At 59.9% G+C, this 23,464-nt stretch carries 24 protein-coding genes; 14 read left to right on the top strand and 10 right to left on the bottom strand.

Features of this window, described 5'->3' with window-relative positions; genetic code table 11:
- The first annotated feature begins 78 nt into the window (after window positions 1–78).
- The gene (locus tag ACSBQS_RS09205) at window positions 79–1,062 is read left to right on the top strand and encodes an MBL fold metallo-hydrolase (protein ID WP_434990335.1); all 984 of its coding nucleotides are present in this window, start codon (window positions 79–81) and stop codon (window positions 1,060–1,062) included.
- Here the strand turns inward: ACSBQS_RS09205 and ACSBQS_RS09200 are convergent.
- A complete protein-coding gene (locus ACSBQS_RS09200; protein WP_434990334.1) occupies window positions 1,059–2,267 on the bottom strand; it encodes a CMD domain-containing protein in 1,209 nt (402 codons plus the stop codon). The genes ACSBQS_RS09205 and ACSBQS_RS09200 overlap by 4 nt on opposite strands.
- A 17-nt stretch (window positions 2,268–2,284) precedes the next feature.
- Between ACSBQS_RS09200 and ACSBQS_RS09195 the strand changes: the two genes are divergently transcribed.
- Complete coding sequence (locus tag ACSBQS_RS09195) at window positions 2,285–2,542, top strand: hypothetical protein (RefSeq protein ID WP_434990332.1); 258 nt, start codon at window positions 2,285–2,287, stop codon at window positions 2,540–2,542.
- Window positions 2,543–2,688: 146 nt separating this feature from the next.
- Here the strand turns inward: ACSBQS_RS09195 and sapF are convergent, their stop codons facing one another.
- Genes sapF through sapA form a run of 5 tightly spaced genes read right to left on the bottom strand, consistent with a single transcriptional unit; the run spans window position 2,689 to window position 7,983 of the window.
- The gene (sapF, locus tag ACSBQS_RS09190; RefSeq protein WP_016927550.1) at window positions 2,689–3,501 is read right to left on the bottom strand and encodes a putrescine export ABC transporter ATP-binding protein SapF; all 813 of its coding nucleotides are present in this window, start codon (window positions 3,499–3,501) and stop codon (window positions 2,689–2,691) included.
- A gap of 1 nt (window position 3,502) precedes the next feature.
- Window positions 3,503–4,495, bottom strand: coding sequence for a putrescine export ABC transporter ATP-binding protein SapD (gene sapD, locus ACSBQS_RS09185; protein WP_016927551.1), 993 nt, complete (start codon window positions 4,493–4,495; stop codon window positions 3,503–3,505).
- The gene (gene sapC, locus ACSBQS_RS09180) at window positions 4,495–5,385 is read right to left on the bottom strand and encodes a putrescine export ABC transporter permease SapC (protein ID WP_197666427.1); all 891 of its coding nucleotides are present in this window, start codon (window positions 5,383–5,385) and stop codon (window positions 4,495–4,497) included. The genes sapD and sapC overlap by 1 nt, the downstream gene beginning before the upstream one ends.
- On the bottom strand, window positions 5,372–6,337 hold the full coding sequence (gene sapB, locus ACSBQS_RS09175; RefSeq protein ID WP_004930575.1) for a putrescine export ABC transporter permease SapB: 966 nt from the start codon (window positions 6,335–6,337) through the stop codon (window positions 5,372–5,374). The genes sapC and sapB overlap by 14 nt, the downstream gene beginning before the upstream one ends.
- Window positions 6,334–7,983: an ABC transporter substrate-binding protein SapA gene (sapA, locus tag ACSBQS_RS09170; protein ID WP_033643238.1), complete on the bottom strand. Its 1,650-nt coding sequence runs from the start codon at window positions 7,981–7,983 to the stop codon at window positions 6,334–6,336. Before sapA ends, sapB begins: the two co-directional genes overlap by 4 nt.
- 204 nt (window positions 7,984–8,187) lie before the next feature.
- Here sapA and folE2 point away from each other — a divergent pair, with 204 nt between their 5' ends.
- Genes folE2 through zigA form a run of 3 tightly spaced genes read left to right on the top strand, consistent with a single transcriptional unit; the run spans window position 8,188 to window position 10,862 of the window.
- Window positions 8,188–9,114: a GTP cyclohydrolase FolE2 gene (folE2, locus tag ACSBQS_RS09165; RefSeq protein ID WP_434990326.1), complete on the top strand. Its 927-nt coding sequence runs from the start codon at window positions 8,188–8,190 to the stop codon at window positions 9,112–9,114.
- Entirely contained in the window at window positions 9,104–9,664 is a 561-nt protein-coding gene (locus ACSBQS_RS09160; protein ID WP_033643236.1) for a carbonate dehydratase, read from the top strand. Before folE2 ends, ACSBQS_RS09160 begins: the two co-directional genes overlap by 11 nt.
- A gap of 10 nt (window positions 9,665–9,674) precedes the next feature.
- The gene (gene zigA, locus ACSBQS_RS09155; protein WP_197749881.1) at window positions 9,675–10,862 is read left to right on the top strand and encodes a zinc metallochaperone GTPase ZigA; all 1,188 of its coding nucleotides are present in this window, start codon (window positions 9,675–9,677) and stop codon (window positions 10,860–10,862) included.
- Between the two features lie 157 nt (window positions 10,863–11,019).
- Here the strand turns inward: zigA and ACSBQS_RS09150 are convergent, their stop codons facing one another.
- The gene (locus ACSBQS_RS09150; RefSeq protein ID WP_342164536.1) at window positions 11,020–11,157 is read right to left on the bottom strand and encodes a hypothetical protein; all 138 of its coding nucleotides are present in this window, start codon (window positions 11,155–11,157) and stop codon (window positions 11,020–11,022) included.
- An 89-nt stretch (window positions 11,158–11,246) separates the two neighbouring features.
- Between ACSBQS_RS09150 and ACSBQS_RS09145 the strand changes: the two genes are divergently transcribed.
- A complete protein-coding gene (locus ACSBQS_RS09145; RefSeq protein WP_353440414.1) occupies window positions 11,247–12,206 on the top strand; it encodes an SDR family NAD(P)-dependent oxidoreductase in 960 nt (319 codons plus the stop codon).
- 110 nt (window positions 12,207–12,316) lie between these two features.
- Here ACSBQS_RS09145 and pspF read toward each other — a convergent pair whose 3' ends face one another.
- Window positions 12,317–13,324 (bottom strand): phage shock protein operon transcriptional activator, encoded by a 1,008-nt coding sequence (gene pspF, locus ACSBQS_RS09140; RefSeq protein ID WP_033650277.1) that lies wholly within the window; start codon window positions 13,322–13,324, stop codon window positions 12,317–12,319.
- Between the two features lie 184 nt (window positions 13,325–13,508).
- Between pspF and pspA the strand changes: the two genes are divergently transcribed.
- The 4 genes from pspA (at window position 13,509) to pspD (ending at window position 15,184) form a co-directional block, all read left to right on the top strand.
- On the top strand, window positions 13,509–14,174 hold the full coding sequence (pspA, locus tag ACSBQS_RS09135; RefSeq protein ID WP_004930555.1) for a phage shock protein PspA: 666 nt from the start codon (window positions 13,509–13,511) through the stop codon (window positions 14,172–14,174).
- Window positions 14,175–14,237: 63 nt separating this feature from the next.
- Window positions 14,238–14,465, top strand: coding sequence for an envelope stress response membrane protein PspB (gene pspB, locus ACSBQS_RS09130; protein WP_004930553.1), 228 nt, complete (start codon window positions 14,238–14,240; stop codon window positions 14,463–14,465).
- Window positions 14,465–14,824: an envelope stress response membrane protein PspC gene (gene pspC / locus ACSBQS_RS09125; protein WP_033643233.1), complete on the top strand. Its 360-nt coding sequence runs from the start codon at window positions 14,465–14,467 to the stop codon at window positions 14,822–14,824. Before pspB ends, pspC begins: the two co-directional genes overlap by 1 nt.
- 96 nt (window positions 14,825–14,920) lie before the next feature.
- On the top strand, window positions 14,921–15,184 hold the full coding sequence (gene pspD / locus ACSBQS_RS09120; RefSeq protein WP_071883554.1) for a phage shock protein PspD: 264 nt from the start codon (window positions 14,921–14,923) through the stop codon (window positions 15,182–15,184).
- 20 nt (window positions 15,185–15,204) lie between these two features.
- On the opposite strand, the gene ACSBQS_RS09115 is transcribed toward pspD, so the two are convergent.
- Entirely contained in the window at window positions 15,205–17,052 is a 1,848-nt protein-coding gene (locus tag ACSBQS_RS09115; protein ID WP_353440413.1) for a hypothetical protein, read from the bottom strand.
- 308 nt (window positions 17,053–17,360) lie between these two features.
- On the opposite strand from ACSBQS_RS09115, the gene ACSBQS_RS09110 reads away from it, so the two are divergent.
- From ACSBQS_RS09110 to tyrR, 3 genes are all read left to right on the top strand, one after another.
- Entirely contained in the window at window positions 17,361–18,758 is a 1,398-nt protein-coding gene (locus ACSBQS_RS09110) for a YcjX family protein (protein ID WP_047026026.1), read from the top strand.
- Window positions 18,755–19,816: a YcjF family protein gene (locus ACSBQS_RS09105; RefSeq protein ID WP_033650280.1), complete on the top strand. Its 1,062-nt coding sequence runs from the start codon at window positions 18,755–18,757 to the stop codon at window positions 19,814–19,816. The genes ACSBQS_RS09110 and ACSBQS_RS09105 overlap by 4 nt, the downstream gene beginning before the upstream one ends.
- A 313-nt stretch (window positions 19,817–20,129) precedes the next feature.
- Entirely contained in the window at window positions 20,130–21,701 is a 1,572-nt protein-coding gene (gene tyrR, locus ACSBQS_RS09100) for a transcriptional regulator TyrR (RefSeq protein WP_033643230.1), read from the top strand.
- Window positions 21,702–21,757: 56 nt separating this feature from the next.
- Here the strand turns inward: tyrR and tpx are convergent, their stop codons facing one another.
- Window positions 21,758–22,261, bottom strand: coding sequence for a thiol peroxidase (tpx, locus tag ACSBQS_RS09095; protein WP_004930536.1), 504 nt, complete (start codon window positions 22,259–22,261; stop codon window positions 21,758–21,760).
- Between the two features lie 225 nt (window positions 22,262–22,486).
- Between tpx and ycjG the strand changes: the two genes are divergently transcribed.
- The gene (gene ycjG, locus ACSBQS_RS09090; protein ID WP_033643229.1) at window positions 22,487–23,461 is read left to right on the top strand and encodes an L-Ala-D/L-Glu epimerase; all 975 of its coding nucleotides are present in this window, start codon (window positions 22,487–22,489) and stop codon (window positions 23,459–23,461) included.
- The last annotated feature ends 3 nt before the right edge of the window (window positions 23,462–23,464 follow it).

The following is a 23,464-nucleotide window of genomic DNA, read 5'->3' as shown; positions in this document are numbered from 1 at the left end:
GCATTTGACGCATGTTGGTGTGAGTCTTAAAGTGGCCTCATCCTATATGCATTATTAAGAAAGAGGTCAATATTCTTTATGAAAAAAAGCACATTACTCGCAACGATGTTGAGCGCTTCCTTGCTGTTTCCCACTTTTTCATCCTTTGCCAGCGAGCTTGGGCAATCGCAACACGGTGTGGACCAACTGGCAGGAACCGGCGTGTATCGATACGCATTGAACGATGTCAGGATCACCGCATTGTCCGCTGGGGCCGTGGATTTGGACCTGCATAAGTTATTGCATGGCGCGACGCGAGCGCGCATCGATCAACTGCTGGGGCAGCATTTCCTGGAAAATCCTGTGCGGACTTCGATCAACGTTTTTCTGGTCGAAACGCAAGGGCGGCGGATCCTCATCGATACCGGGAGTGGCAAACTGTTTGGTGGCAATGCCAGCCGGTTGATGGAAAGCCTGGCAGCTGCGGGGGTAAATCCTGATCAGATAGACGACATTCTGATTACCCATGCGCATATCGACCATATCGGCGGACTGGTTTTGGATGGCGCAAGGGTGTTCCGTAATGCGACACTTCACGTCAGCGAACCAGACCTGGTCTTTTACTTGCAGCCGGCGCAACCCTCGGTGCCGCATGCCGACAAGATATCGAGTGAAATTGCAGAGAAGATGCTGCGCCCATATGCTGAGGCGAAAAAAATCAAGCCGTTTTCTGGTACGTCGGAAGTGCTGCCCGGCATCACCGCTACTGTACACAGCGGCCACACTCCCGGCAGCACCATTTTTACGCTTGAGCGCCAGGGAAGGGAGATCAGCTTCGTTGGCGATATGATCCATTCCAGCGTACAGTTCGACGATCCGGCCCTGACGATTGGCTTTGATACCGATTCGGCACGCGCACGCGCTGTACGCGAGAGAACGTTCGCCAACCTGGCTTCGGAACGATCGCTGATGGCCGCTCCGCATCTTCCTTTCCCCGGAATAGGCCATCTGCGAAAAGCTAAGGAGGGATATTCCTGGGTGCCTGTCAGTTTTGACGATCGCCCGCTGACGTTGTTACCTTAAAAAATGGCGTTCAATGACGATCGGTCGATCGCCATAGCCAGAGTGGTATCGCCCAACGTTTGGCGCAGGCGATTTTCCCAAGCGTAGAGCGCGGCGGTGAGGATCACTTCCAGCGCCTGCGCCTGATTCAGGCCGCTGTTGAACAACGGCTGCACGCTCTGCGGGGTAAATTTCTCCGGTGCGCGCGTCAGCTCGGCGGCGGTGTGGATCACCGCGCGTTTGACGGCATCCTCGGTAAATGCCAACCCCTGAGGCAGCCCGGCGAACAGCGCCTGAACCAATCCCTCATCCTGCAATTCTTGCGCGACGGTGGCCGCGCAGTAACGGCTGCCGTTGATGCGCGAGACCGCCAGCGTCGCCAGCGCCTTGAGGCGACTCGATAACCCATATCCTTCGGCATTGATGCCGTTGAACACCCCGTTGCGCTCGCGCAGGGTGGCGGCGTCGTGGGCTAACAGCAAATAATAAGATTCGGCGCGCGCCTGCGGGTGACTTTGATCCAACACATCAAGCTGTTCGGCGGCGGCGGTTTCTGCGTCGATCGGCGGCAGGCGGGCAGACCAAGTCAGTTCGTCGGCGCTGAAAGCGATGCCATCGGCGTCTTCGACGTTAGGAAAGCCGGGCACCACCACCGCCGGCCGGCCGGCCAACGCCGCGACGCCGGCGACCACGCGCGCCTGGTAGCTGACAAAACCGATCACCTGCGAAAAGGTGACGATATCCGCCGGGCTCAGCCCGACGTCGCCGAGCTGTTGCAGCGCCTTGCGGCAAATCAGCGTGGGCTGGCTGGCAAGCTGGCGGGCATATTGGGTGATCTGAGCAAGGCGGATATTGCTTTCCCGGGAGGCGTCCGGGCTGTGCAGCGGGGCGAGGCGGGCGGCGTAGTGGCTACAAAGCGATTGCACGCCCGTCACCTGAGCGACGGTCAAAGCGGTGCTGAGGCGATCGTAGGGTGACAATGTCACGTATCGTGACAGCGGCACCTGGTCGGGAAACAGCGCGTGGTAACCGGCCAACGAGGCGCTGAACACCCCGGCGCGAGCGCTGAGCGCATTGTTTAAGGCTTCATCGGCAAAGGCGCCCAGCCCCAGCAGAAAGCGATCGCGAAGGGTGGCCGCCTGCGGTTCCAGCGGCGCATCGCCCCGCACGCTGCTTTGGGTTTCGTGATACCACTGGGCATTATGTTGTCGACGGAGTCGTTCCATAGGGTCAATCCTTAATCATGATCAACAGCCAACGCTGCGTACGGCAGCGGCGGCTGGACAAAGAGGCAACATGCCCCCAGGCGGGGCGAAAGGCGGATTTAGCGCAGCTCATCGCAGCACAGCGCGTGGCCGTAAACAGAGAAACCGGCGGCCAGGGTGAGCAGAAGCTGCGTGAGGCGGCGATGGCGAAGGCTGTTCATCAGTGCGATATCCTGTCGTATGAGAAGTGCAACGTAGGGGATATCCTCACCGATCGCCCTGGCGAGATAAAATAATGTTACGGACTAATCAATAACTGAAAGGAATAAAATATAAGGATATATAACAAGAATGTAATTTGCATGTGCGCTTTCTTGCTAAGCGGCAGGCGTGCAAGGTGATAAAAAACCCGCCGCAGCGGGTTTGGAGGTGAAGGTGTGACTCAGAAGCGGCCGCCGTCGCGCCGCCAGGCATCGGCGGTCAGCGCCTCGCCGAAGTGGCTGGCGATAAGGCGCTTGGTCAATTCGTGCAGCGGCGCCGCCAACACCTCCGCGGTGCTGCCGCGCTCGACGATTTCCCCTTCGTGCATCACCAGCACCTGGTCGCTGATATGTTTCATCATGCCGAGGTGCTGGGTGACATAAATATAGGAAATGCCGTGTTTTTCCTGCAGCTCCAGCATCAGATTGATGATTTGCGAGCGCATCGACATGTCCAACGAGGCCAGCGCCTCATCGGCGACGATCACCTTCGGTTGCAGGATCAGCGCGCGGGCCAGCGCGACGCGCTGTTTTTGCCCGGAGGCCAGCATGTGCGGATAGTAGTAGGCGTGATCCGGCAGCATGCCGACCTGGCGCAGCGTTTGGTTGATACGTTGCTCGCGCTCGGCGGGCTCAAGATCGGTGTTCAGCCGCAGCGGCGCATCCAGCAGCTGGCCGATGCGCTGGCGCGGGTTGAGCGAGGTGCTCGGATCCTGAAAAATCATGCGAATACGCTGGCTGCGGTAACGATAATCGCCGAACGCCAGCGGATGATCGTCGATCAGCAGCTCGCCGGCGGTGGGTTCCACCATGCCGGAGAGCATCTTCGCCAGCGTGGATTTGCCGGAGCCGTTCTCGCCGATCACCGCCAGCGTCTGGCCTTCGCGCAGGGTAAAGCTGACCGATTTCACCGCCTCGACGTGCTGGCGGCGAAACAGCCCGGTGCGGTAGCGGTAGGTTTTGCTCAGGTTGCGCACTTCCAACAGCGTTTCCATGTTATTGCTCCTCCATGTTCAGCGGGAAGTGGCAGGCGAAGAAGTGGTTTTTGACCGGGCGCAGGCGCGGCGTTTCGATGCACTTCTTCTGCGCGTAAGGGCAGCGCGGCCCCAGGCGACAGCCGATCGGCAGGTGTTCCAGCGAAGGAATGGCGCCCGGCAGCGTATTCAACCGGCTTTTGTGCGGCAGCGAGCGGCCGAAGTCCGGCATGGCGCGGATCAGCGCCTGGGTGTAAGGGTGGTGCGGCGCCGCCAGCAACTCTTCGCACTGGGCGCTCTCCACCGTTTGCCCGCAGTACAGCACGTTCACTCGATCGGCCCACTTGCTCATCATCTGCAGGTCGTGGCTGATCAGCAGAATGGTGGTGTTGTTGTTCTGGTTGAGGCGCGCCAACAGACGGAAAATCTGCGCCTGCGTGGTCGGTTCCATGGCGTTGGTCGGCTCATCGGCGATCAGCAGACGCGGTTGGTTGGCCAGCGCGATGGCGATCATCACTTTCTGGCACTCGCCTTCCGTCAGCTCGTACGGGAAGCTGCCCATGATGTCGTCATGATCCTTGATGCCGACGCGGTGCAGCAATTCGATGGCGCGGCGTTTGCGCCAGTTGAAGCGCTGCCACCAGTGGCCCTTATAGGTCCAGCCCGGGATGGCCTGCGCAAGCTGGCGGCCGATGCTCTCGGAAGGATCGAGACAGGACTGCGGCTCCTGGAAGATCATTGAGACGTTGTGGCCCACCAGCTTGCGCCGCTCGCGCGGGCTCAGCTGCAGCAGATCGATGTCGTCGAAACGAAAGCGATCGGCGGTAACGCGCCAGTTGTCTTTGGTTACGCCGCAGATGGCCTTGGCGATCAGGCTCTTGCCGGAGCCCGATTCGCCCACCAGCCCGCGCACTTCGCCCTCGGTCAGCGTCATGCTGACGCGATCAACCGCCTTGACCGGCCCTTCGGCGGTCATAAATTCAATCGTCAAATTGCGGATATCGAGTAACGGCATTATTCCACCCCGGCATTGATTGCGCGGCGCATACCGTCGCCTAACAGGTTAACCAGCAGCACGCTGACGAGGATGGCCGCGCCGGGCAGCATCACCGTCCAGGGCGCGACGTACACCAGCTCGAGCGAATCGCCGAGCATCGCTCCCCATTCCGGCGAAGGCAACTGCGCGCCGAGATCGAGGAAGCCGAGCGCGGCGATATCCAAAATGGCCATCGACAGAGCGCGGGTGAACTCGGTCACCAGCACCGCCGCGATGTTCGGCATGACCGCGTACCACAGGATCTGCAGCGTGGAGGCGCCGTCAAGCCGGGCCGCCACCACGTACTCTTTCTCCAGTTCGTCGTGCACCGCGCTGTAGATGGTGCGCACCATGCGCGGCAACAAGGCGAGCCACACCGCCAGCATGGCGTGTTCAAGTTTGGGGCCGATAAACGCCACCACCACGATCGCCAGCAGCAGCGACGGAATCGACAGCAGGGTATCGAGGATGTGGTTGAGCACCGCCGAGCGCAGCCCGTGGGTGACGCCGGCGAACACACCGAGGATCACGCCGCAGAACGCCGCGGCCAGCGTCACCGCCAGCGCGGAACCGAAGGTGGCGGCGGTGCCGGTCAACAGGCGGCTGAGGATGTCGCGCCCGAGATCGTCGGTGCCGAGGAAGAACGACACGTTGCCGTAGCGCGACCAGGACGGCGGCAGCAGTTGATAGCCGAGGAACTGCTGATCCAGCGCGTAGGGCGCCAGCAGGCTACCGAACAGCGACAGCAGCAGCAGGGCGAGCACGCCGTAAAAACCGATCATCGCCAGCGCGTCGCCGTAGAAAATCCGCCAGGTGTAGCGCAGCGGGCTCGGCATCTTTTTCTCGCGGTATACGTTATCGAAGGGCATACCATTCCTTATGTTTCAGCGGGTTGGTTGCCGCACCCAGAATGTCGGCCAGAACGTTAATGGTGATCACCAGCGTGCCGACCACCATCACGCCGGCGGAGATCGCCGCATAGTCCTGTTGGCGAATGGCGTTGATCAGCCACCGGCCGAGGCCCGGCCAGCTGAACACCACTTCGGTGATCATCGCTAGCGTGAGCATGGTGGAGAACTGCAGCCCCAGTTTGGGCACGATCGGCGGCAGCGCGTTGTGCAACACGTGGCGACGAATGATGGTGAAGCGCGACAGGCCGCGGGTGGCGGCGGCCTTGATGTAGTTTTGGCTCAGCACGTCGTCGGTGCTGATGCGCATCAGCCGCACCACTTCGGTGGTGGGCGCCACCGCCAGCGCGGCGATCGGCAGGATCATGTGACGCAGGGCGCTGCCGATCATCTCGGCGCGATACGGCGAGTCCGACAGCCAGGCGTCGATCAGCGCGAAACCGGTGATGGGCTTCACCTGATACAGCAGATCGAAACGGCCGGAAACCGGCAGCCAGCCGAGATGCAGCGAGAAGAACAGCATCAGCAGCAGCGCCAGCCAGAACACCGGCATCGAAAAGCCCAGCAGCGCGAAGGTGCTGATGGCGGTGTCCTGCCACTTGCCGCGCAGCACGCCGGCGATGATGCCCAGCGGAATGCCGATAAACAGCGCCAGGGCGAAGGCCAGCAGGCACAGTTCCATGGTGGCCGGGAACACTTCGCGCAGCTGTTCGCTGATCGCCTGGCCGTTGATGCTGGAGACGCCGAAGTCCCAGTGCAGCAGGCTGACGAAGTAGAATTGATAGGCGTCCAGCAGGGCGGCGCCGTTCAGCGGCGCGCGCGGCGTGAAATAGCTCAGGCTGAAGCTGACCAGCGTCAGGAAGAACAGCGTGATCAGCAGCAGCAGAATGCGGCGCAGGGTAAAGATAATCACTTTTTCACCTCCGGCGCGGATTCACGGTACACCCCGGCGAACGAGGCGTTGCCGAACGGGCTCAGCACCAATCCCTTGATGTCGTAACGATAGGCCTGCAGGCGCAGGGAAGACGCCAGCGGCAGCACCGGCAATTGCTGCTCGAGGATTTTCTGTGCCTTGCGGTAGTTGTCGATGCGCTGAGACAGCTGCTGCGACAGCAGCGCGTTCTGCAGCACTTCGTCGAAGCTCGGGTCACACCAGTGAGCATAGTTGGTTTGCGAACGGATTGCCGCGCAGCTCAGCAGCGGCCGGAAGAAGCTGTCCGGATCGTTGCTGTCGGTGGCCCAGCCGGTCAGGGTCAGATCGTGGTTCATCTCCATCAGGCGCGCTTCCTGGAAGCGACCCTCCACCGGCACGATGGTGACGTTGATGCCCACCTGGCCGAGGTCGGCCTGGATCAGCTCGGCGGTTTTCAGCGGGCTCGGGTTGTAAGACTGGGAGGCGGTCGGCACCCACAGCTTCAGGTTTAGCTGGCCGACGCCGGCCTGCCGCAGCATCTCGCGAGATTTGGCCGGATCGTACTCGGTGACGTGCGCGTCGTTGTCATAGGCCCAGGAGGCGCGCGGCAAGATCGAGGCGGCGGTTTCCGCCGTGCCGTAATAGATAGACTGCATCAACCGCTGGTTGTTGATCGCCAGCGAGATCGCCTGGCGCACATTGAGGTTGTCGAGCGGCGGTTTGCGGGTGTTGAACGCCAGATAGGCGATATTCATCCCCGGACGCAGCGTCAGGCGCAGGCGCGGATCGTCGCGCAGGATAGACAGCTGGCTGGCCGCCGGATAAGCCAGCACGTCGCATTCGCCGGTCAGCAGCTTGGAGAGGCGGCCGGTGCCGCCGGCGCCCAGATCGATCACCACCTGCGGCATGCGCGGCAGCCCTTTCCAGTAGGCGGCGTTGCGCGCCAGGCGAATATATTGCCCCGAGCGGTATTCGTTGAGCAGGAACGGGCCGCTGCCGACCGGCTCGCGGTCGATCAACTCCTGATGGCCCTCACGCGTCAGCAGATCGGCGTACTCGGCGGACAGCACCGGCGCGTAGTGGGTCGCCAGATGCCACAGGAACGAGGCGTCCGGCGACTGCAGGCGAATCTCCACCGTATAGTCGTCGAGCTTTCTCACGCTCTGCACCGAATCGCCGAACTGCAGGCTGTCGAAATAGGGGTATTCGCCGCCGTTCACGTCGTGATACGGGTGTTTCTGATCGAATACGCGGGCGAAGCTGAATACCACGTCGTCGGCGTTCATCTTGCGGGTGGGCGTGAACCAGGCGGTGGTCTGAAACGGCACGTCCTTGCGCAGATGGAAGCGGTAGGTGGCGCCGTTGTCCAGCACCTCCCAGCTCTGCGCCAGCTCGGGGATCAGGCGATAGGTGTAGGGGTCGACGTCCAGCAGGCGATCGTACAGCTGGGCGGCCAGGGTATCCACCGTCAGGCCACTGCTGGCCATTTGCGGGTTGAAGGTATTCAGTATGCCGCTGACGCAATAAACAAAGCCGCTCTGGCGAATGTCCGGCAGCGGCGCCGCGCTGGGCGCGGGCGGTGTTGTCGCGGCCAGGGCAGAGCCCGTCAGGCACAACGACAGTATCCAAAAGGGTAAACCACGCATAGAGGCTCATGGGTTAATCAGCAATAGCGTTAGTGTATCGCACTCTGACCAGCAGCCCAATCCATTGAGCAAAATCGCTGAGTTTTCTGCGACTTGATTAATCAGCCCGTTCAGCGGCAAGAAAAAAGTTTTTCATGTTATGTTATAATATAACAAAATCATGTTACCGTTCCCCGGCAAAGTCACAATAACGCAAGGGGATGTATGAACGAAGTTGCACTTCCACCACGCCGTTCGCTGCCGGATGCTCAGGCATGGCGCGGCGAAATGAGTGATGTCGGGCTCGATTGGGTCGGGATGCAAGGGATCGCGCTGCCGCTGGAGCTGGCCGGCAAGCCATTGATGGCGAAGGTCGACGCCGGTATCAACCTGCGCGCCGAAGCGGCGGGCGAGCGCGGCATTCACATGTCGCGGCTGTATCTGGCGCTGGACGAGTTGACGCAGGGCGAGCTGACGCCGCAGCGCATCGGCCGAACGCTGCAGGCCTTTTTGGCTTCGCAGCCGGAACGCAGCGATCGCGCCAGCTTGTCGATCGGCGGCGAGCTGTTGCTGTCACGCCCGGCGCTGCTGTCGCCGCAGCGCGGCTGGAAAGCCTATCCGCTGCGCATCGAGGCCACCCTGACGGATACGCTGACGCTGGCACTGACCGTCGGCGTGCCTTATTCCTCCACCTGCCCGAGTTCGGCGGCGCTCAGCCGTCAATTGGCGCAGCAACAGTTCCAGTTTGATTTTGAACAGGCGGCGGAGCGGGTCAGCCAACGGCAGGTGAGCGAGTGGCTGTTGGAGCAAGGGATGCCGGCCACCCCCCACAGCCAGCGCAGCTGGGCCTGGGTCACCGTGACGCCCGAGAATGAACGGGCGTTTGAGCCGGTGAAACTGATTGACCGCATCGAACACGCGCTGGGCACGCCGGTGCAAACGCTGGTGAAACGCCGCGACGAACAGGCCTTCGCATTGGCCAACGGTCAGAACCTGATGTTTTGCGAGGATGCGGCGCGCCGTCTGTATCGCATGCTGCGCAGCCAGTGCGACTACCGCGCTTTTTCGCTGCGCGTCGAGCATCAGGAGAGCCTGCATGCCCACAATGCGGTGGCGGAGCTGAGCTGGCGGGGAGAACACCATGCTGCGTAAAAATCCCAGTGGCCATCTGCCGCAGGTCTCGCCGCTGGCCTACATCGATCCCACCGCCATTATTTGCGGCCGGGTGATCGTCGAAGATTTCGTTTACGTCGGCCCTTATGCGGTAATTCGCGCCGATGAGTTGAACGCCGTCGGCGACATGGAGCCGATCGTCATCGGCTCGCACTCCAATATTCAGGACGGCGTGGTGATCCATTCCAAGAGCGGGGCGGCGGTGACTATTGGCCGTTACAGCTCGATCGCCCACCGCGCCATCGTGCACGGCCCGTGCCGCATCGACGATCGGGTGTTTATCGGCTTCAACAGCGTGCTGTTCAACTGCCACGTTCAGTCCGGCTGCGTGGTGCGCTACAACGCGGTCGTGGACGGCGTGACGCTGCCGGAAAACCGCTATATTCCCTCGACCGAGCGCGTGGGGCCGGACAGCGACCTGTCGCGCTATCGCCAGGTCGATCGCGGCGCGCTGCAGTTTTCGGAAGAAGTGGCCGCCACCAACGTCGAGCTGGTGCGCGGTTACCAGGCATTACGCAATGAATTTTAATGAGGTCCCCATGAAACAACTTCCCGTGACCGTGCTTTCCGGCTTTCTCGGCGCCGGCAAGACTACGGTGCTGAACCACATCCTGAACAACCGGCAGGGCATGCGCGTGGCGGTGATCGTCAACGACATGAGCGAGGTGAATATCGACGCTGCGCTGGTGGAGAATGAAGTGCGCCTCGATCGCCAGCAGGAGAAGCTGGTGGAGATGAGCAACGGCTGCATCTGCTGCACGCTGCGCGAAGACCTTCTGGTGTCGGTGCGCGAGCTGGCGCAGGACGGGCGCTTCGATTATCTGTTGATCGAATCGAGCGGCATCTCCGAACCGCTGCCGGTGGCGGAAACCTTTACCTTTGAGGATGAAACGGGCGAAAGCCTGTCGCAGTTCGCCCGGCTGGATACCCTGGTGACGGTGGTCGACGGGGTGAATTTCATCCGGCAATACCAACAGGCGCAAAGCCTGCAGGAGGCCGGCCAAAGCCTGGGCGAGGACGATCTGCGCAGCGTGGCGGACCTGTTGATTGAGCAAATTGAATTCTGCGACGTGATCCTGGTCAGCAAGACCGATCTGTTGACGCCAACGCAGCAGGGCGAAGTGATGGCGCTGCTGGCCAGCCTGAATCCCGACGCCCGCATTGTGCCGATCGCGCCGGGCAAACTGCCGCTGGAGGCGGTGCTGAATACCGGCAGCTTCAGCTTTGAAAAGGCGCAGCAGGCACCCGGCTGGCTGAAAGAGCTGCGCGGCGAACACGTGCCGGAGACGGAAAGCTACGGCATCAGCAGCTTTGTCTATCAGGCGCGGCGGCCGTTTGCGCCGGACAAGTTCTACCGCGTGATCAACGGCGACTGGGGCGGCGGCAAGCTGCTGCGTTCGAAAGGCTTCTTCTGGCTGGCGACGCGGCCGCGGCAGGCCGGGCAGTGGAGCCAGGCCGGCGGCATCGCCCATTACGGCCTGGCGGGCACTTTTTGGCGCGCGATCCCGCAAGACAATTGGCCGCAAGATCCGCAAACGCGGGCGTATATACAGGAGAAATGGGTGGAGCCGTTCGGCGACATGCGCCAGGAGCTGGTGTTTATCGGCCAGCACTTGCAACAGGCGGCGATCGTGCGTCTGCTGGACGACTGCCTGCTGAGCGACGACGAAATGGCCGCCGGCGTGGACTATTGGCTGGAGATGGCAGACCCGTTCCCTGAGTGGTAATTGCGCAATCTTCGTGTGGTAATGAGAAAAATTCTCAACAAAGTGCTTTACAGACGATACTGATAACTATTATCATCGCCTGGCAGTTCACGGAAGGCCACAGTTTGCGGCTCTGATGTGGAAGGCACGACATTGCTCACATTGCTTCCAGTGTTTTTTAAGCCAGCTCGGGTGCTGGCTTTTTTTTTGCCTGTTTCAGACCGGAAACCTCGCCTGGCGAGCCGCCATGCTCCACTTTCTTCTTTTTTGCCGTGTAACCTGGACGATCTCGACAGAAGTTCGGGGTTTCATGCATTCACAGTCCCGTGATGGAATTTCATACTCCTTCTCATCGACGCGCCGGCTGCGTTTGGCCGACCACTGTTAACCGTGAGGAGAATGCCTGTGATTACCCAACAAACCCCCATCAAGTCAGGATTCGGCCCCAAAACGACCGCCGGCGAGGTGCTCGCGGGCCAGGATCTGTCAGGCACGCTGGCCATCGTCACCGGTGGCCATTCAGGCCTCGGTCTGGAGACGACGCTGGCGCTGGCCGACGCCGGCGCACGGGTTATCGTCGCTTGCCGGGCACCGGCGGCAGCCAAAGCGGTGTTAGGGCAGAGCGCCGGCGTCGAGATCGCCGAACTCGATCTCGCCGATTTGAACAGCGTGCGTCGTTTCGCTGCAGACTTTACCGCATCGAGCCTACGGGCGGATATCGTCATTAACAACGCCGGGGTGATGGCATGCCCGGAGGCGCGGGTGGGGCACGGTTGGGAAAGGCAGTTCGCCACCAACCATCTCGGCCACTATGCGCTGACCAATTTGCTGTGGCCGACCATTGCCGATGGCGGGCGGGTGGTCACCGTCTCCTCCGCCGGGCATCACCATTCGGCGATCCGCTGGGAAGATGTGCAGTTCGAACGCGGTTACGACAAGTGGCTGGCGTACGGTCAGTCGAAGACGGCGAATGCCCTGTTCGCCGTCTGGTTGGATCTTCTGGGCCGCTCGCGGGGGATCCGTGCATTTAGCCTGCATCCGGGTAGCATCGCCACGCCGCTGCAGCGGCACATATCGAGAGCAGAGATGATAGCCCTGGGCTGGATGGACGAAGAGGGCAATCCGGCCGATCCCGATGCCCTTAAAACGCCTCAGCAGGGGGCTGCTACGCAGGTCTGGGCCGCCACCTCACCGCAGTTGCAGGGATTGGGGGGCCTCTACTGCGAGGATGGCGATATTGCCGGCATCGCCGTCCACGACAGTCAGGCGCTGGTCGGCGTGAAGGAATACGCGATCGACCCGGAACAGGCGCAGCGTCTGTGGGCGCTTTCGGCATCGCTGACCGGCATTGATGCCTTCGCCTGACCAGGCCGCTAAAAAGCCGACCTCTTCAGGCGGCCGTTCTCAGGCCACATCTCTCAACCTGGGGCTAATAGCTGACGGCCGGGAAAGACCGGCACCCAATCCCCGCGTTGCTAATCCTCGTCTTGCTCGCCGTTTTGCAGCAGCGCATGCTTTTTCAGCATGCCACGCAACTGGTGGTAAGTGAGCCCCAGCAGCTGCGCCGCCTTGCGCTGGTTGAATCGCCCTTGCTGCAGCGCTGCTTCGATCAGCGCCTTCTCTTGCTCCAACTGCCAGTTTTTCAGCTCGAGCGGCAGCGCCGGCAACGCGCCGGCGCCTTCAGGGGCAGGCGTAAGAGGCGTGGCCTCGCGTGGCGCAAACGGGTTGATGACGATCTCATCCAGCGGGTTGTCGCTGTCGCCGTGACGATAGACCGAACGTTCCACCACGTTTTTCAGTTCGCGCACGTTGCCCGGCCAGCCGTAGTTGAGCAACGTCTGCCTGGCGCGTTCGGTAAAGCCGGGAAACAGCGGCAGCGCCAGCTCGCGGCACATTTGAATGGCGAAGTGCTCGGCCAGCAGCATGATGTCGGGCCGGCGTTGGCGCAGCGGCGGCAGCTGCACCACGTCGAACGCCAGCCGATCCAGCAGATCGGCGCGGAACTTGCCCGCCGCCGCCAGCGCCGGCAGATCGTCGTTGGTGGCGCACACCAGGCGCACATCTACCCGCAGCGGCTGGCTGCCGCCCACGCGTTCCAGTTGGCCGTATTCGATCACCCGCAGCAATTTCTCCTGCACCAGCATTGGCGCGGTCGCCAGCTCATCGAGGAACAGCGTGCCGCCGTCGGCGCGCTCGAAGCGGCCCAGATGACGTTTCTGCGCACCGGTAAAGGCGCCGGCCTCGTGGCCGAACAGCTCGGAATCCAGCAGGTTTTCATTCAGCGCCGCACAGTTAAGCGAGATGAACGGCCCTTGCCAACGGTTGGAGAGGTAGTGCAGACGATGGGCGATCAGCTCTTTGCCGGTGCCGCGCTCACCGATCACCAGCACCGGTTTGTTTAGCTTTGCCACCTGGGAGACTTGCTCCAATACTTCGACAAAGGCGTTTGCTTCGCCCAACAAATTCTCTGGCTGTTCGTTCATGATGAAATTCGCCAATGTTTGGTGAAAATAATCACTCTACAGCAAGCGCGCAGAGAGTCAAAAATAAAGAGTTGTTGTTTTTCAATTAGATAAAAGTTGGCACGGGTTTTGATTATCTCTTTGGGCAAGCTGTACGACTTAACGCGGCGCTTCAGACGCCATCAGAACCAAGAGGAAGTGAATTATGGGTATTTTTTCTCGTTTTGCCGACATCGTGAACGCCAACATCAACACCCTGCTGGACAAGGCGGAAGATCCGCAGAAGCTGGTGCGGTTGATGATCCAAGAGATGGAAGACACGCTGGTTGAAGTCCGTTCTACGTCGGCGCGCGCGCTGGCGGAGAAAAAGCAGTTGCTGCGTCGCATCGAGCAGGGTGAAAGCCAGGTAAGCGACTGGCAGGAAAAAGCCGAGCTGGCGCTGCGCAAAGATAAAGAAGACTTGGCCCGCGCGGCGCTGATCGAAAAACAAAAGGTTGCCGACCTGATCGCCACGCTGACGCAAGAAGTGGCGACCGTAGAAGAAACGCTGGCGCGCATGAAGAGCGAAATCGGTGAGCTGGAAAACAAGCTGACCGAAACCCGCGCGCGGCAGCAGGCGCTGGCGCTGCGCCATCAGGCCGCATCTTCCTCGCGCGAGGTGCGCCGTCAGCTCGACAGCGGCAAGCTGGATGAGGCGATGGCGCGTTTCGAACAGTTCGAACGTCGCATCGACCATATGGAAGCCGAAGCGGAAAGCATCAGCATCGGTAAAAAGAAGTCGCTGGACCAGGAGTTTGCCGAGCTGAAAGCCGACGACGCCATCAGTGAGCAGCTGGCGGCGCTGAAAGCCAAGATGAACCGCTCCGAGTAAGGCGAACCGCGGCCACACGCCGGAGGTGGCCGCCTATCCAGGATCCGATAAGAAGGAATAACAATGAGTGCTTTATTACTTGCCATTCCGCTGACAATTTTCGTGCTGTTTGTCGCGCCGATTTGGCTTTGGCTGCATTACAGCAATCGGCAACAGACCGGCATCCAGCTGAGTCAGCAAGAAATGCAGCGCCTGGCGCAGCTGGCGGAAGACGCCAAACGCATGCGTGAACGCATTCAGGCGCTGGAAGAGATCCTCGATGCGGAACACCCGAACTGGAGACAGTCCTGATGAGCATGACGCTGGGCAGTAAAAAGCTTTATCGCGTACCCGAAGAAGGCATGGTAAAAGGCGTCTGCGCCGGTCTGGCCCACTATTTCGACGTGCCGGTGCGCCTGATCCGCGTGATGGTGGTGCTGTCGCTGTTCTTTGGGCTGTTTTTCTTCACGCTGGTGGCCTATATCGCGCTGGTGTTCGTGTTGGACGAAGCGCCGGCCAGCCGTTTCGAGGGCGAGCATCAGAAGACGCCGCGCCAGTTGCTCGATCAGCTGGAATATGAGCTGGGCAGCGGCGAACAGCAGCTGCGTCAGGTCGAGCGTTACGTGACGTCCGACACCTTCGGCGTTCAGAGCCGCTTCCGCAAGCTGTAACTCTTCTTGCGATATCCGGCCTGCGCAGGCCGGATATCTCGCCGCCGTCATCCCGTTGAAGGTCATCTTAATCGTCTTGTGCCGGAGGGCATTGTCATGAATAAAATTGATGTCGCGAACGCCACCAGAACGGGTGGATTTAAATCAGGAGCGGCGGCAATGTTGAAGACATTGGCTAAAGTCATCATCATAGCGTTATTGAACTATGGCCCGGCGGGCGCCGCCGGCTGGCTGTTGAAGACCGTCGGCCGCAAACCGGTGCGCTTCGTGCTGGCGCTGGTGCTGGAACCGCTGTTCCGTAAAGGCCTGAACAAGGCATTCGGGCGTTACGTGGCGGGAGAGAAAATGCCGCCCAAGTAGGGCGGCATGATATCGTTCATTCAATTCGCTGCGGTGACTTTTGTCCCCGGGGTTGCCAAATAGACCCAATTCGAACCGTTGCTTATGATTGCCTGTGCCGATGGATTTGCTGCGGTATTGGTGCAAAAAATAGCGGTGCCTTTGCAAACATTCGCAGCAGGAAGTTGAGCAAACGTCATGGAAGATAAGCTCGTGCCGAAACGACTGATGCGACTGGAGGGGCGCCACCCGGTAGTCGTTTTCACCCAGCTATAGATGGCACCTTCTTCGTCACCGGCCACAGCAGTATTGAACCATTCGGAACCAATGGGGCGCATTACGCCGCCGAGCTCTTTGGGGCCGTCGGCGATCCGTACTGCGGTATAGTTGGATTTTCCAGGCTGATATGAACAGCCGTAACTGGTGCTGATGGTCGTGTTGCCTTCAACGTCAACGTCAATGACCGAGCCAGCCCCCGATCGCGAGACATAGTAAAAATCTCCCGAGCAACGCCCGCCGAGGAAACGTAGATTGCTGGTATTGCTTTTCACGCTGCCATACTGGCAGTCGACCAAATCGATACGTGGGTTGGCTCCATCTTCTGTCAGAGCAACGTTGCCGGAAAAGTGGGTGTCCGAAATAGTACTTGGATAAGCAGGGTATCGCCAGGTCAAACTGGCTAGTCGGCAATTGCTGATCATGGCTTTTACACTGGATGAAAAGTCCATATCCTGAAGCCAGCACCCATTCATGAACACATTGAATTTTTTGCCTGATGCTGCGTGAGTAATGTTCCCTCCTCGATTAATATTTGTAGCATATAAAACACCGTATCCAGAGCTATAGACTAAGTGTTTTATCTCTGATGCCTGAATTTCATTGAGGTAAACTTCGCCAGAATTATTCATATATAATAGACAGCTGGCATTGGGATTGTTGCCGATCAATTTTTGAAGCGGGCCGGTTCGATGTTCCATATGTAGGTTTTTAAACCAAAGTCCTATTCCGCCATTAACATAGATAGTCGGGCTTATCAAATTGGCTTCCCATTGACAGTCTTCGAATCGTAACATGTTGCAGTGGTCATTTTGCATTGTTGATGTTAAATGAATGGGGGCAAGAAGCATCTTATTGAAGTCAGTGATGTCCAGGTAGTTATCATAATCTCCCGACGTTCTGCCGCAGCCTTGAACCTCGACGAATTTGAAGTAACTATCCTGAACCTTATCTAAATAAAGACCGGCTCCCCGACAGTAAAGAATGCTTACATTCTGGGCGTGCACATAGCTTGCGTATTTTATACTCAGTCCGCAAATCGTCTTGTTATTTCCCCTTAGCTGGAAGTTTCTGAAACTGACACCGCTATAGGTTATTTCTCCCTGAGCGGCGTCGATGGTTATAATCCCTGTTATATCAGTCTGTTCTGCCAAGTCTTGTCCGTTGTAGACGAGCACGGCACGACCGTTGTAACTGCTTTCACCGTAAAGGGAAATTCCACTGTTGGCTGGAAAGACGACCGGTGTTTTAATATTCCAATAGCCGCTTGGAATCTTTACGGAGCGTTCACCTCTGATCAGTGCAATGTTTTGAATCAGGGGGCCATTATCGTCAAGAGTAAGATCACATCCCCCGTCGTATAAAGAAAGCTGGGTTAAGTCATTACGATACCACGCTGCTGGGGATTGATTGACTTTAAGCGTCGAATAGCCACCGTCGTCAATGGCATTTACCGCGTTGGTATGTCCTGTAAATACACCGCCACCTTTACCCTTTCCTTGATAATACTCGGTTAAGATTATGCGTTGACCGTCATATTCTGGTTGGGTGTTTTTAAGTGTTGCCATCGAATTTATAATGGTCAGGCCGCGCTCGAAATTAATTGTGCTCATCGGATTCTCCGGTTAGTATTCGTATTGACATAAACGTTTTGATGAAGGGGTTGTATCGTTAGTACGAGTGATTGTGATTATTCCTGTGGGGGTAATACTATCTCGTCTTTGTATAGGGGGCGATATTAGGTTGCTCGGCTATGTCTTACACAAAGCGTTGTCGGTTAAGTTGAGAAGGTGGCAATTTTCATCTGTGGCAAATCTCACTCTGCTTGTGGCTATAATAGTGAGCATAGGCCATGTGGTTAGCGAAGTGTTACCGTGTAACTGCATGTTTTAGTGAATAAAAGGATGCGACTCCAGGCAAAATGAAACGACTGCAAAATGAGTTAACCTCGCTGGTCAACCGCGGAATGGATCGCCATCTGCGCCTGGCGGTGACCGGCCTGAGCCGCAGCGGCAAAACCGCCTTTATCACCGCCTTCGTCAATCAACTGCTGCATGTGCACAGCGGCGCGCGCATGCCGCTGTTTTCACCTGTGCGCGAAGAACGCCTGCTGGGCGTCAAGCGCATCCCGCAGCGCGATCTCGGCATCCAGCGTTTCACCTATGACGAAGGGCTGGCGCAGCTGTACGGCACGCCGCCGGCCTGGCCGACGCCGACGCGCGGCGTCAGCGAAATCCGGCTGGCGCTGCGCTACCGCTCCAACGACTCGTTGCTGCGCCATTTCAAAGACACCTCGACGCTGTACCTGGAGATCGTCGATTATCCGGGCGAATGGTTGCTGGATCTGCCGATGCTCGAGCAGGATTACCTGGCCTGGTCGCGGCAGATGACCGGGCTGCTGCAGGGGGAACGCGCCGAATGGGCCAAGCCCTGGCTTGACCTGTGTAAAACCTGCGATCCGCTGGCCCCGGCCGACGAAAATCGCCTAGCGGCGATCGCCCAGGCCTACACCGATTATCTGTTGCGCTGCAAAAGCGAAGGTCTGCACTTCATTCAGCCGGGCCGTTTCGTGCTGCCGGGCGACATGGCCGGCGCGCCGGCGCTGCAGTTTTTCCCGTGGCCCGATGTTGCCGCGGCGGGCGAGTCGAAACTGGCGCAGGCCGACAAACACACCAATATCGGCATGCTGCGCGCTCGGTTCAATTATTACTGTCAGTCGATCGTCAAAAACTTCTATAAAGAGCATTTTGTCCGTTTCGATCGGCAAATCGTGCTGGTTGACTGCCTGCAGCCGCTCAACAGCGGCCCGCAGGCGTTCAACGACATGCGCCTGGCGCTGACCCAACTGATGCAGAGTTTCCATTACGGCAAACGCACGCTGTTTCGCCGCTTGTTCTCGCCGACCATCGACAAACTGATGTTCGCCGCCACCAAGGCGGACCACATCACCGCCGATCAGCACGCCAATCTGGTGTCGTTGCTGCAGCAGCTGGTGCAAGAGGCGTGGCAGAACGCGGCGTTCGAAGGCATCAGCATGGATTGCGTCGGCCTGGCCTCGGTGCAGGCGACCGAGAGCGGCATTGTCGATCATCAGGGGCAGCGTATTCCGGCGCTGAAGGGCAATCGCCTCAGCGACGGCGCGCCGCTGACGGTGTTCCCCGGCGAAGTGCCGGCCCGTTTGCCGGGGCCGGCGTTCTGGCAGAGCCAGGGATTTCACTTCGATGAGTTTCGCCCGCGTGCCATGAGCGTGGACAGCCCGTTGCCGCATATCCGTCTGGATGCGGTGATGGAATTTTTACTGGGAGACAAATTGCGATGAGCGAGCCGATCAAACCGCGTATCGATTTTGACGAGCCGTTGCAGCCGCCGCAGGAACCGACGTTGCGCGCCGGCGTCGCTTTCGACGCCGAGCAGGCGGAGAGCTTCTTTCCGGCGGCGCCGGAGCTGCAGCAGGAGGAGGAAGAAGGGCGCGCCGAGGGCATCATCAACGCTGCGCTGAAGCCGAAACGCAGCCTGTGGCGCAAAATGGTCACCGCCGGGCTGGCGCTGTTCGGCGTCAGCGTGGTGGCGCAGGGCGTGCAGTGGGTGCATACCGCCTGGGTGCAGCAGGACTGGATCGCCATGGGCGGCGGCGTGGCCGGCGGCCTGATCGTGTTCGCCGGCGTCGGTTCGGTGGTCACCGAATGGCGGCGTTTGTATCGGCTGCGCCAGCGCGCGGAAGAGCGCGACGTGGCGCGCGAGCTGTTGCACAGCCACGGACTGGGGCAAGGGCGAGAATTCTGCGAGAAGCTGGCGCGCCAGGCCGGGCTGGATCAGGGGCATCCGGCGCTGCAGCGTTGGCAGGCCTCGCTGCATGAAACCCAAAATGACCGTGAAGTGGTGGAGCTGTACGCCAAACTGGTGCAGCCGGTGCTCGACAACCAAGCGCGGCGCGAAATCAGCCGCTCCGCCGCCGAATCGACGCTGATGATTGCCGTCAGCCCGTTGGCGCTGGTGGATATGGCGTTTATCGCCTGGCGCAACATCCGTTTGATTAACCGCATCGCCGCGCTGTACGGCATCGAACTGGGCTACTTCAGCCGCATTCGTTTGTTCCGGCTGGTGCTGCTCAACATCGCCTTCGCCGGCGCTTCCGAACTGGTGCGCGAAGTGGGCATGGACTGGATGTCGCAGGATCTGGCGGCGCGGCTGTCGGCGCGCGCGGCGCAGGGCATCGGCGCCGGGTTGTTGACCGCGCGGCTGGGCATCAAGGCGATGGAACTGTGTCGCCCGCTGCCGTGGCTGGAAGGGGAAAAACCGAAGCTTGGCGATTTCCGCAGCCAGCTGATCGGCCAATTGAAAGACACGCTGAAAAAGAGCGACGGCAAGGCCAAATAACCCCGCGACGGCGCTCCTGGCAGCGCCGTTATTTCACCGGCGCCAACGCCGGACGTAATCGAGACTTGACGATAGTCGATCCCCCTGTGATTGCGTGATAAATATCTGCAAAATTAAATCTATCTGTGATAACTCTCTGTTCGTGGGCTAAAATGACGCCGATGCTGTTATTCGCTTGCGTTTAAAATCAGCAACCACGGCAATAAATCAGAGTTCTGTCAACTTTTGCTGACAGATCGCTTCTACCGCCCGGTGCGAGGGAGTATCATCATCGCTAACGATCCCCGCACCTGCAGAGATAAGGCCAACACTGATGCGTTTGGAAGTATTTTGCGAAGACCGCCTCGGTCTCACTCGAGAATTACTCGATCTTTTGGTATCGCGCAGCATTGATTTACGTGGCATCGAGATCGATCCCATCGGCCGCATTTACCTCAATTTCTCCCAGCTGGACTTCGATACTTTCCGCGCGCTGATGGCGGAGATCCGCCGCATCGCCGGCGTGACCGACGTGCGCACCGTCAGCTTTATGCCTTCCGAACGCGAGCATCGCGCGCTGCGTGCGCTGCTGGAGTCGATGCCGGAGCCGGTGTTCTCTATCGACATGAAGGGCAAGGTCGAGCTGGCCAATCCGGCGGCGCTGGCGTTGTTCAGCCTGAACGAAGACAAGATCCGCAACCAGACCGCCGGGGCGTTGATCGGCGGCTATAACTTCAGCCGCTGGCTGGAGAGTGAGCATACGGCGCCGCACTCAGAACGGGTGGTGATCCGCAGCCAGGACTTCCTGATGGACATTACGCCTATCTATCTGGAAGACGAACAGCAACAGCCGGCTGCGGTCGGCGCGGTGGTGATGTTGAAGTCCACCGCGCGCATGGGCCGCCAACTGCAAAATCTGTCGGTGAACGACGATACCGAATTCGATCACATCGTCGCGGTGAGCGCCAAGATGCGTCACGTGCTGGAGCAGGCGCGCAAACTGGCGATGCTCGATGCGCCGCTGCTGATCGTGGGCGATACCGGCACCGGCAAGGATATTCTGGCTCGCGCCTGCCACCTGCGCAGCCCGCGCGGCAAACAGCCGTTCCTGGCGCTGAACTGCGCCGCGCTGCCGGATGACGTGGTGGAGAGCGAGCTGTTCGGCCATGCGCCGGGCGCTTATCCCAACGCGCTGGAAGGCAAAAAGGGCTTCTTCGAGCAGGCCAACGGCGGTTCGGTGCTGCTGGATGAGATTGGCGAAATGTCGCCGCGTATGCAGACCAAACTGTTGCGTTTTCTCAATGACGGCACGTTCCGCCGGGTCGGCGAAGAGCATGAGGTGCACGTCGACGTGCGCGTGATCTGCGCCACCCAGAAGAACCTGACCGAGCTGGTGCAGCGCGGCGAATTCCGCGAAGACCTCTATTATCGCCTCAACGTGCTGACCATCACCATTCCGCCGCTGCGCGAACGCCCGCAGGACATCATGCCGCTGACCGAGCTGTTCGTGGCGCGCTTCGCCGATGAGCAGGGCGTGGCGCGGCCCAAGCTGGCGAACGATCTGGGCAGCTTCCTCAGCAAATACGGCTGGCCGGGCAACGTGCGCCAGCTGAAAAACGCCATCTACCGCGCGCTGACGCAAACCGAAGGCTACGAACTGCGGCCGCAGGATATCGTGTTGCCGGAGTTCGAGGTGGAGATGTCGCTGGGCGACGAGGTGCTGGACGGTTCACTGGACGACATCAGCAAGCGTTTCGAGCGCTCGGTGCTGACGCGCCTGTATCGCACCTATCCCAGCACCCGCAAGCTGGCGAAGCGGTTGGGCGTTTCCCATACCGCCATCGCCAACAAGCTGCGCGAGTATGGCCTGAGCAGTCGCAAAGGCGGCGCTGAGGGCGAAGAATAAAAAAGGCGCCTTGCGGCGCCTTCCCGTGTATCCAAAGCCGGCGTTCGCCGGCTTTATTATTTCAGCGCTGCCAGCGCCGCGTCGTAATCCGGCTCGGTGGTGATTTCGTTCACCAGCTCGCTGTACAGCACGTTGTCCTGGCCATCCAGCACTACGACCGCACGCGCGGTCAGGCCCGCCAATGGACCTTCGGCGATTTCAACGCCGTACGCCTGTTTGAACTCGGCGCCGCGCAGGGTGGACAGCGTGACCACGTTGCTCAGGCCTTCCGCGCCGCAGAAACGAGACTGGGCGAACGGCAGATCGGCGGAGATGCACAGCACCACGGTGTTATCCAGGCCGCTGGCCAGCTGGTTGAATTTACGCACCGACGTCGCGCAGACGCCGGTATCGATGCTTGGGAAGATGTTCAGGACTTTGCGTTTACCCGCGAAGCTGCTCAGCGCTACGTCTGACAGGTCTTTGGCAACCAGCGAGAAGGCCTTGGCCTGTTCGCCCTGCTGTGGCAGTTTGCCCGCTACGCTGACCGGATTGCCTTGAAAATGTACTGTCTGAGTCATTGCTAGATTCCTTTTACAGGTGTTTATACAAAGGGTATGAACCTGATGAAACGGCGCGCCGGCGACGGCTGTTAACATCAGGTTCACACCCTGACGCCAGTTTATGACAAGCGGGGCGGATTGGATATCAAAGTTTGCTAAATAGTTGTATATATTAGGCTGTTCTATAAAACATCACCGGCGCATCAGCCTGCCTGGATGCGCAGTTTTCGCTCAGGAGCCGTTATGAGAGACATGCGTTTTTACCCGGAAGCCTGGCCGCTGCACACCGCCTTCGTGATCGCGCGCGGCAGCCGCACCGAAGCCAGGGTGGTGGTGGTCGAAATCGAACAGCAGGGCGTGCGCGGCGTCGGCGAATGCACGCCGTATCCGCGCTATGGCGAGAGCGAGGAATCGGTGATGACGCAGCTGGCTGAGATGGCGCCGGCGATCGCGCAAGGCATCACACGCGAGCAGCTACTGATGCAGATGCCGGCGGGCGCGGCCCGCAACGCGCTGGACTCGGCGCTGTGGGATCTGGAGTGTCGTCTGCACGGGCAGAGCCTGTGGCAGCGCAGCGGCGTGACGGCGCCGGCGCAGATCCGTATGGCGCAGACCGTCAGCATCGGTACGCCGGAAGCGATGGCCTTCGCCGCGCGTGAGCTGGAGCGGCAGGGCGCCACGCTGCTGAAGATCAAACTCGACGATCACTATATCAGCGAGCGGCTGGTGGCGATCCGCGCCGCGGTGCCGCAGGCGACGCTGATTGTCGACGCCAATGAATCCTGGCAGGCGGAAGGGCTGGCGGCGCGCTGCCAGCTGTTGGCCGATCTCGGCGTAGCGATGCTGGAGCAGCCGCTGCCGGCCGGTGACGACGCCGCATTGGAACACTTTATTCATCCGCTGCCGATCTGCGCCGATGAGAGCTGCCATACCCGCGCCGATCTGCCGCGGCTGGCGCAACGCTATCAGATGGTCAACATCAAACTGGACAAAACCGGCGGCTTGACCGAGGCGCTGGCGCTGGCGCAGGCCGCGCGCGAACAGGGATTCGCCATCATGCTCGGCTGCATGTTGTGCACGTCGCGGGCGATATCCGCCGCCTTGCCGCTGGCGCCGGCGGCGCGTTTCGTCGATCTGGACGGCCCGACCTGGCTGGCGCGGGACGTCGAACCGGGTCTGGCGTTCGAATGCGGGGCGATCGTCGATCTCGCCCCGTAGGGA

The sequence above is a fragment of the Serratia sp. H402Y genome (assembly GCF_051172415.1).
In the GTDB taxonomy this organism is placed as follows: Bacteria; Pseudomonadota; Gammaproteobacteria; order Enterobacterales; family Enterobacteriaceae; genus Serratia; species Serratia ureilytica.
The sequence above is the reverse complement of the archived record's forward strand: the minus strand, read 5'-3'. Positions and strand labels throughout refer to the sequence as shown.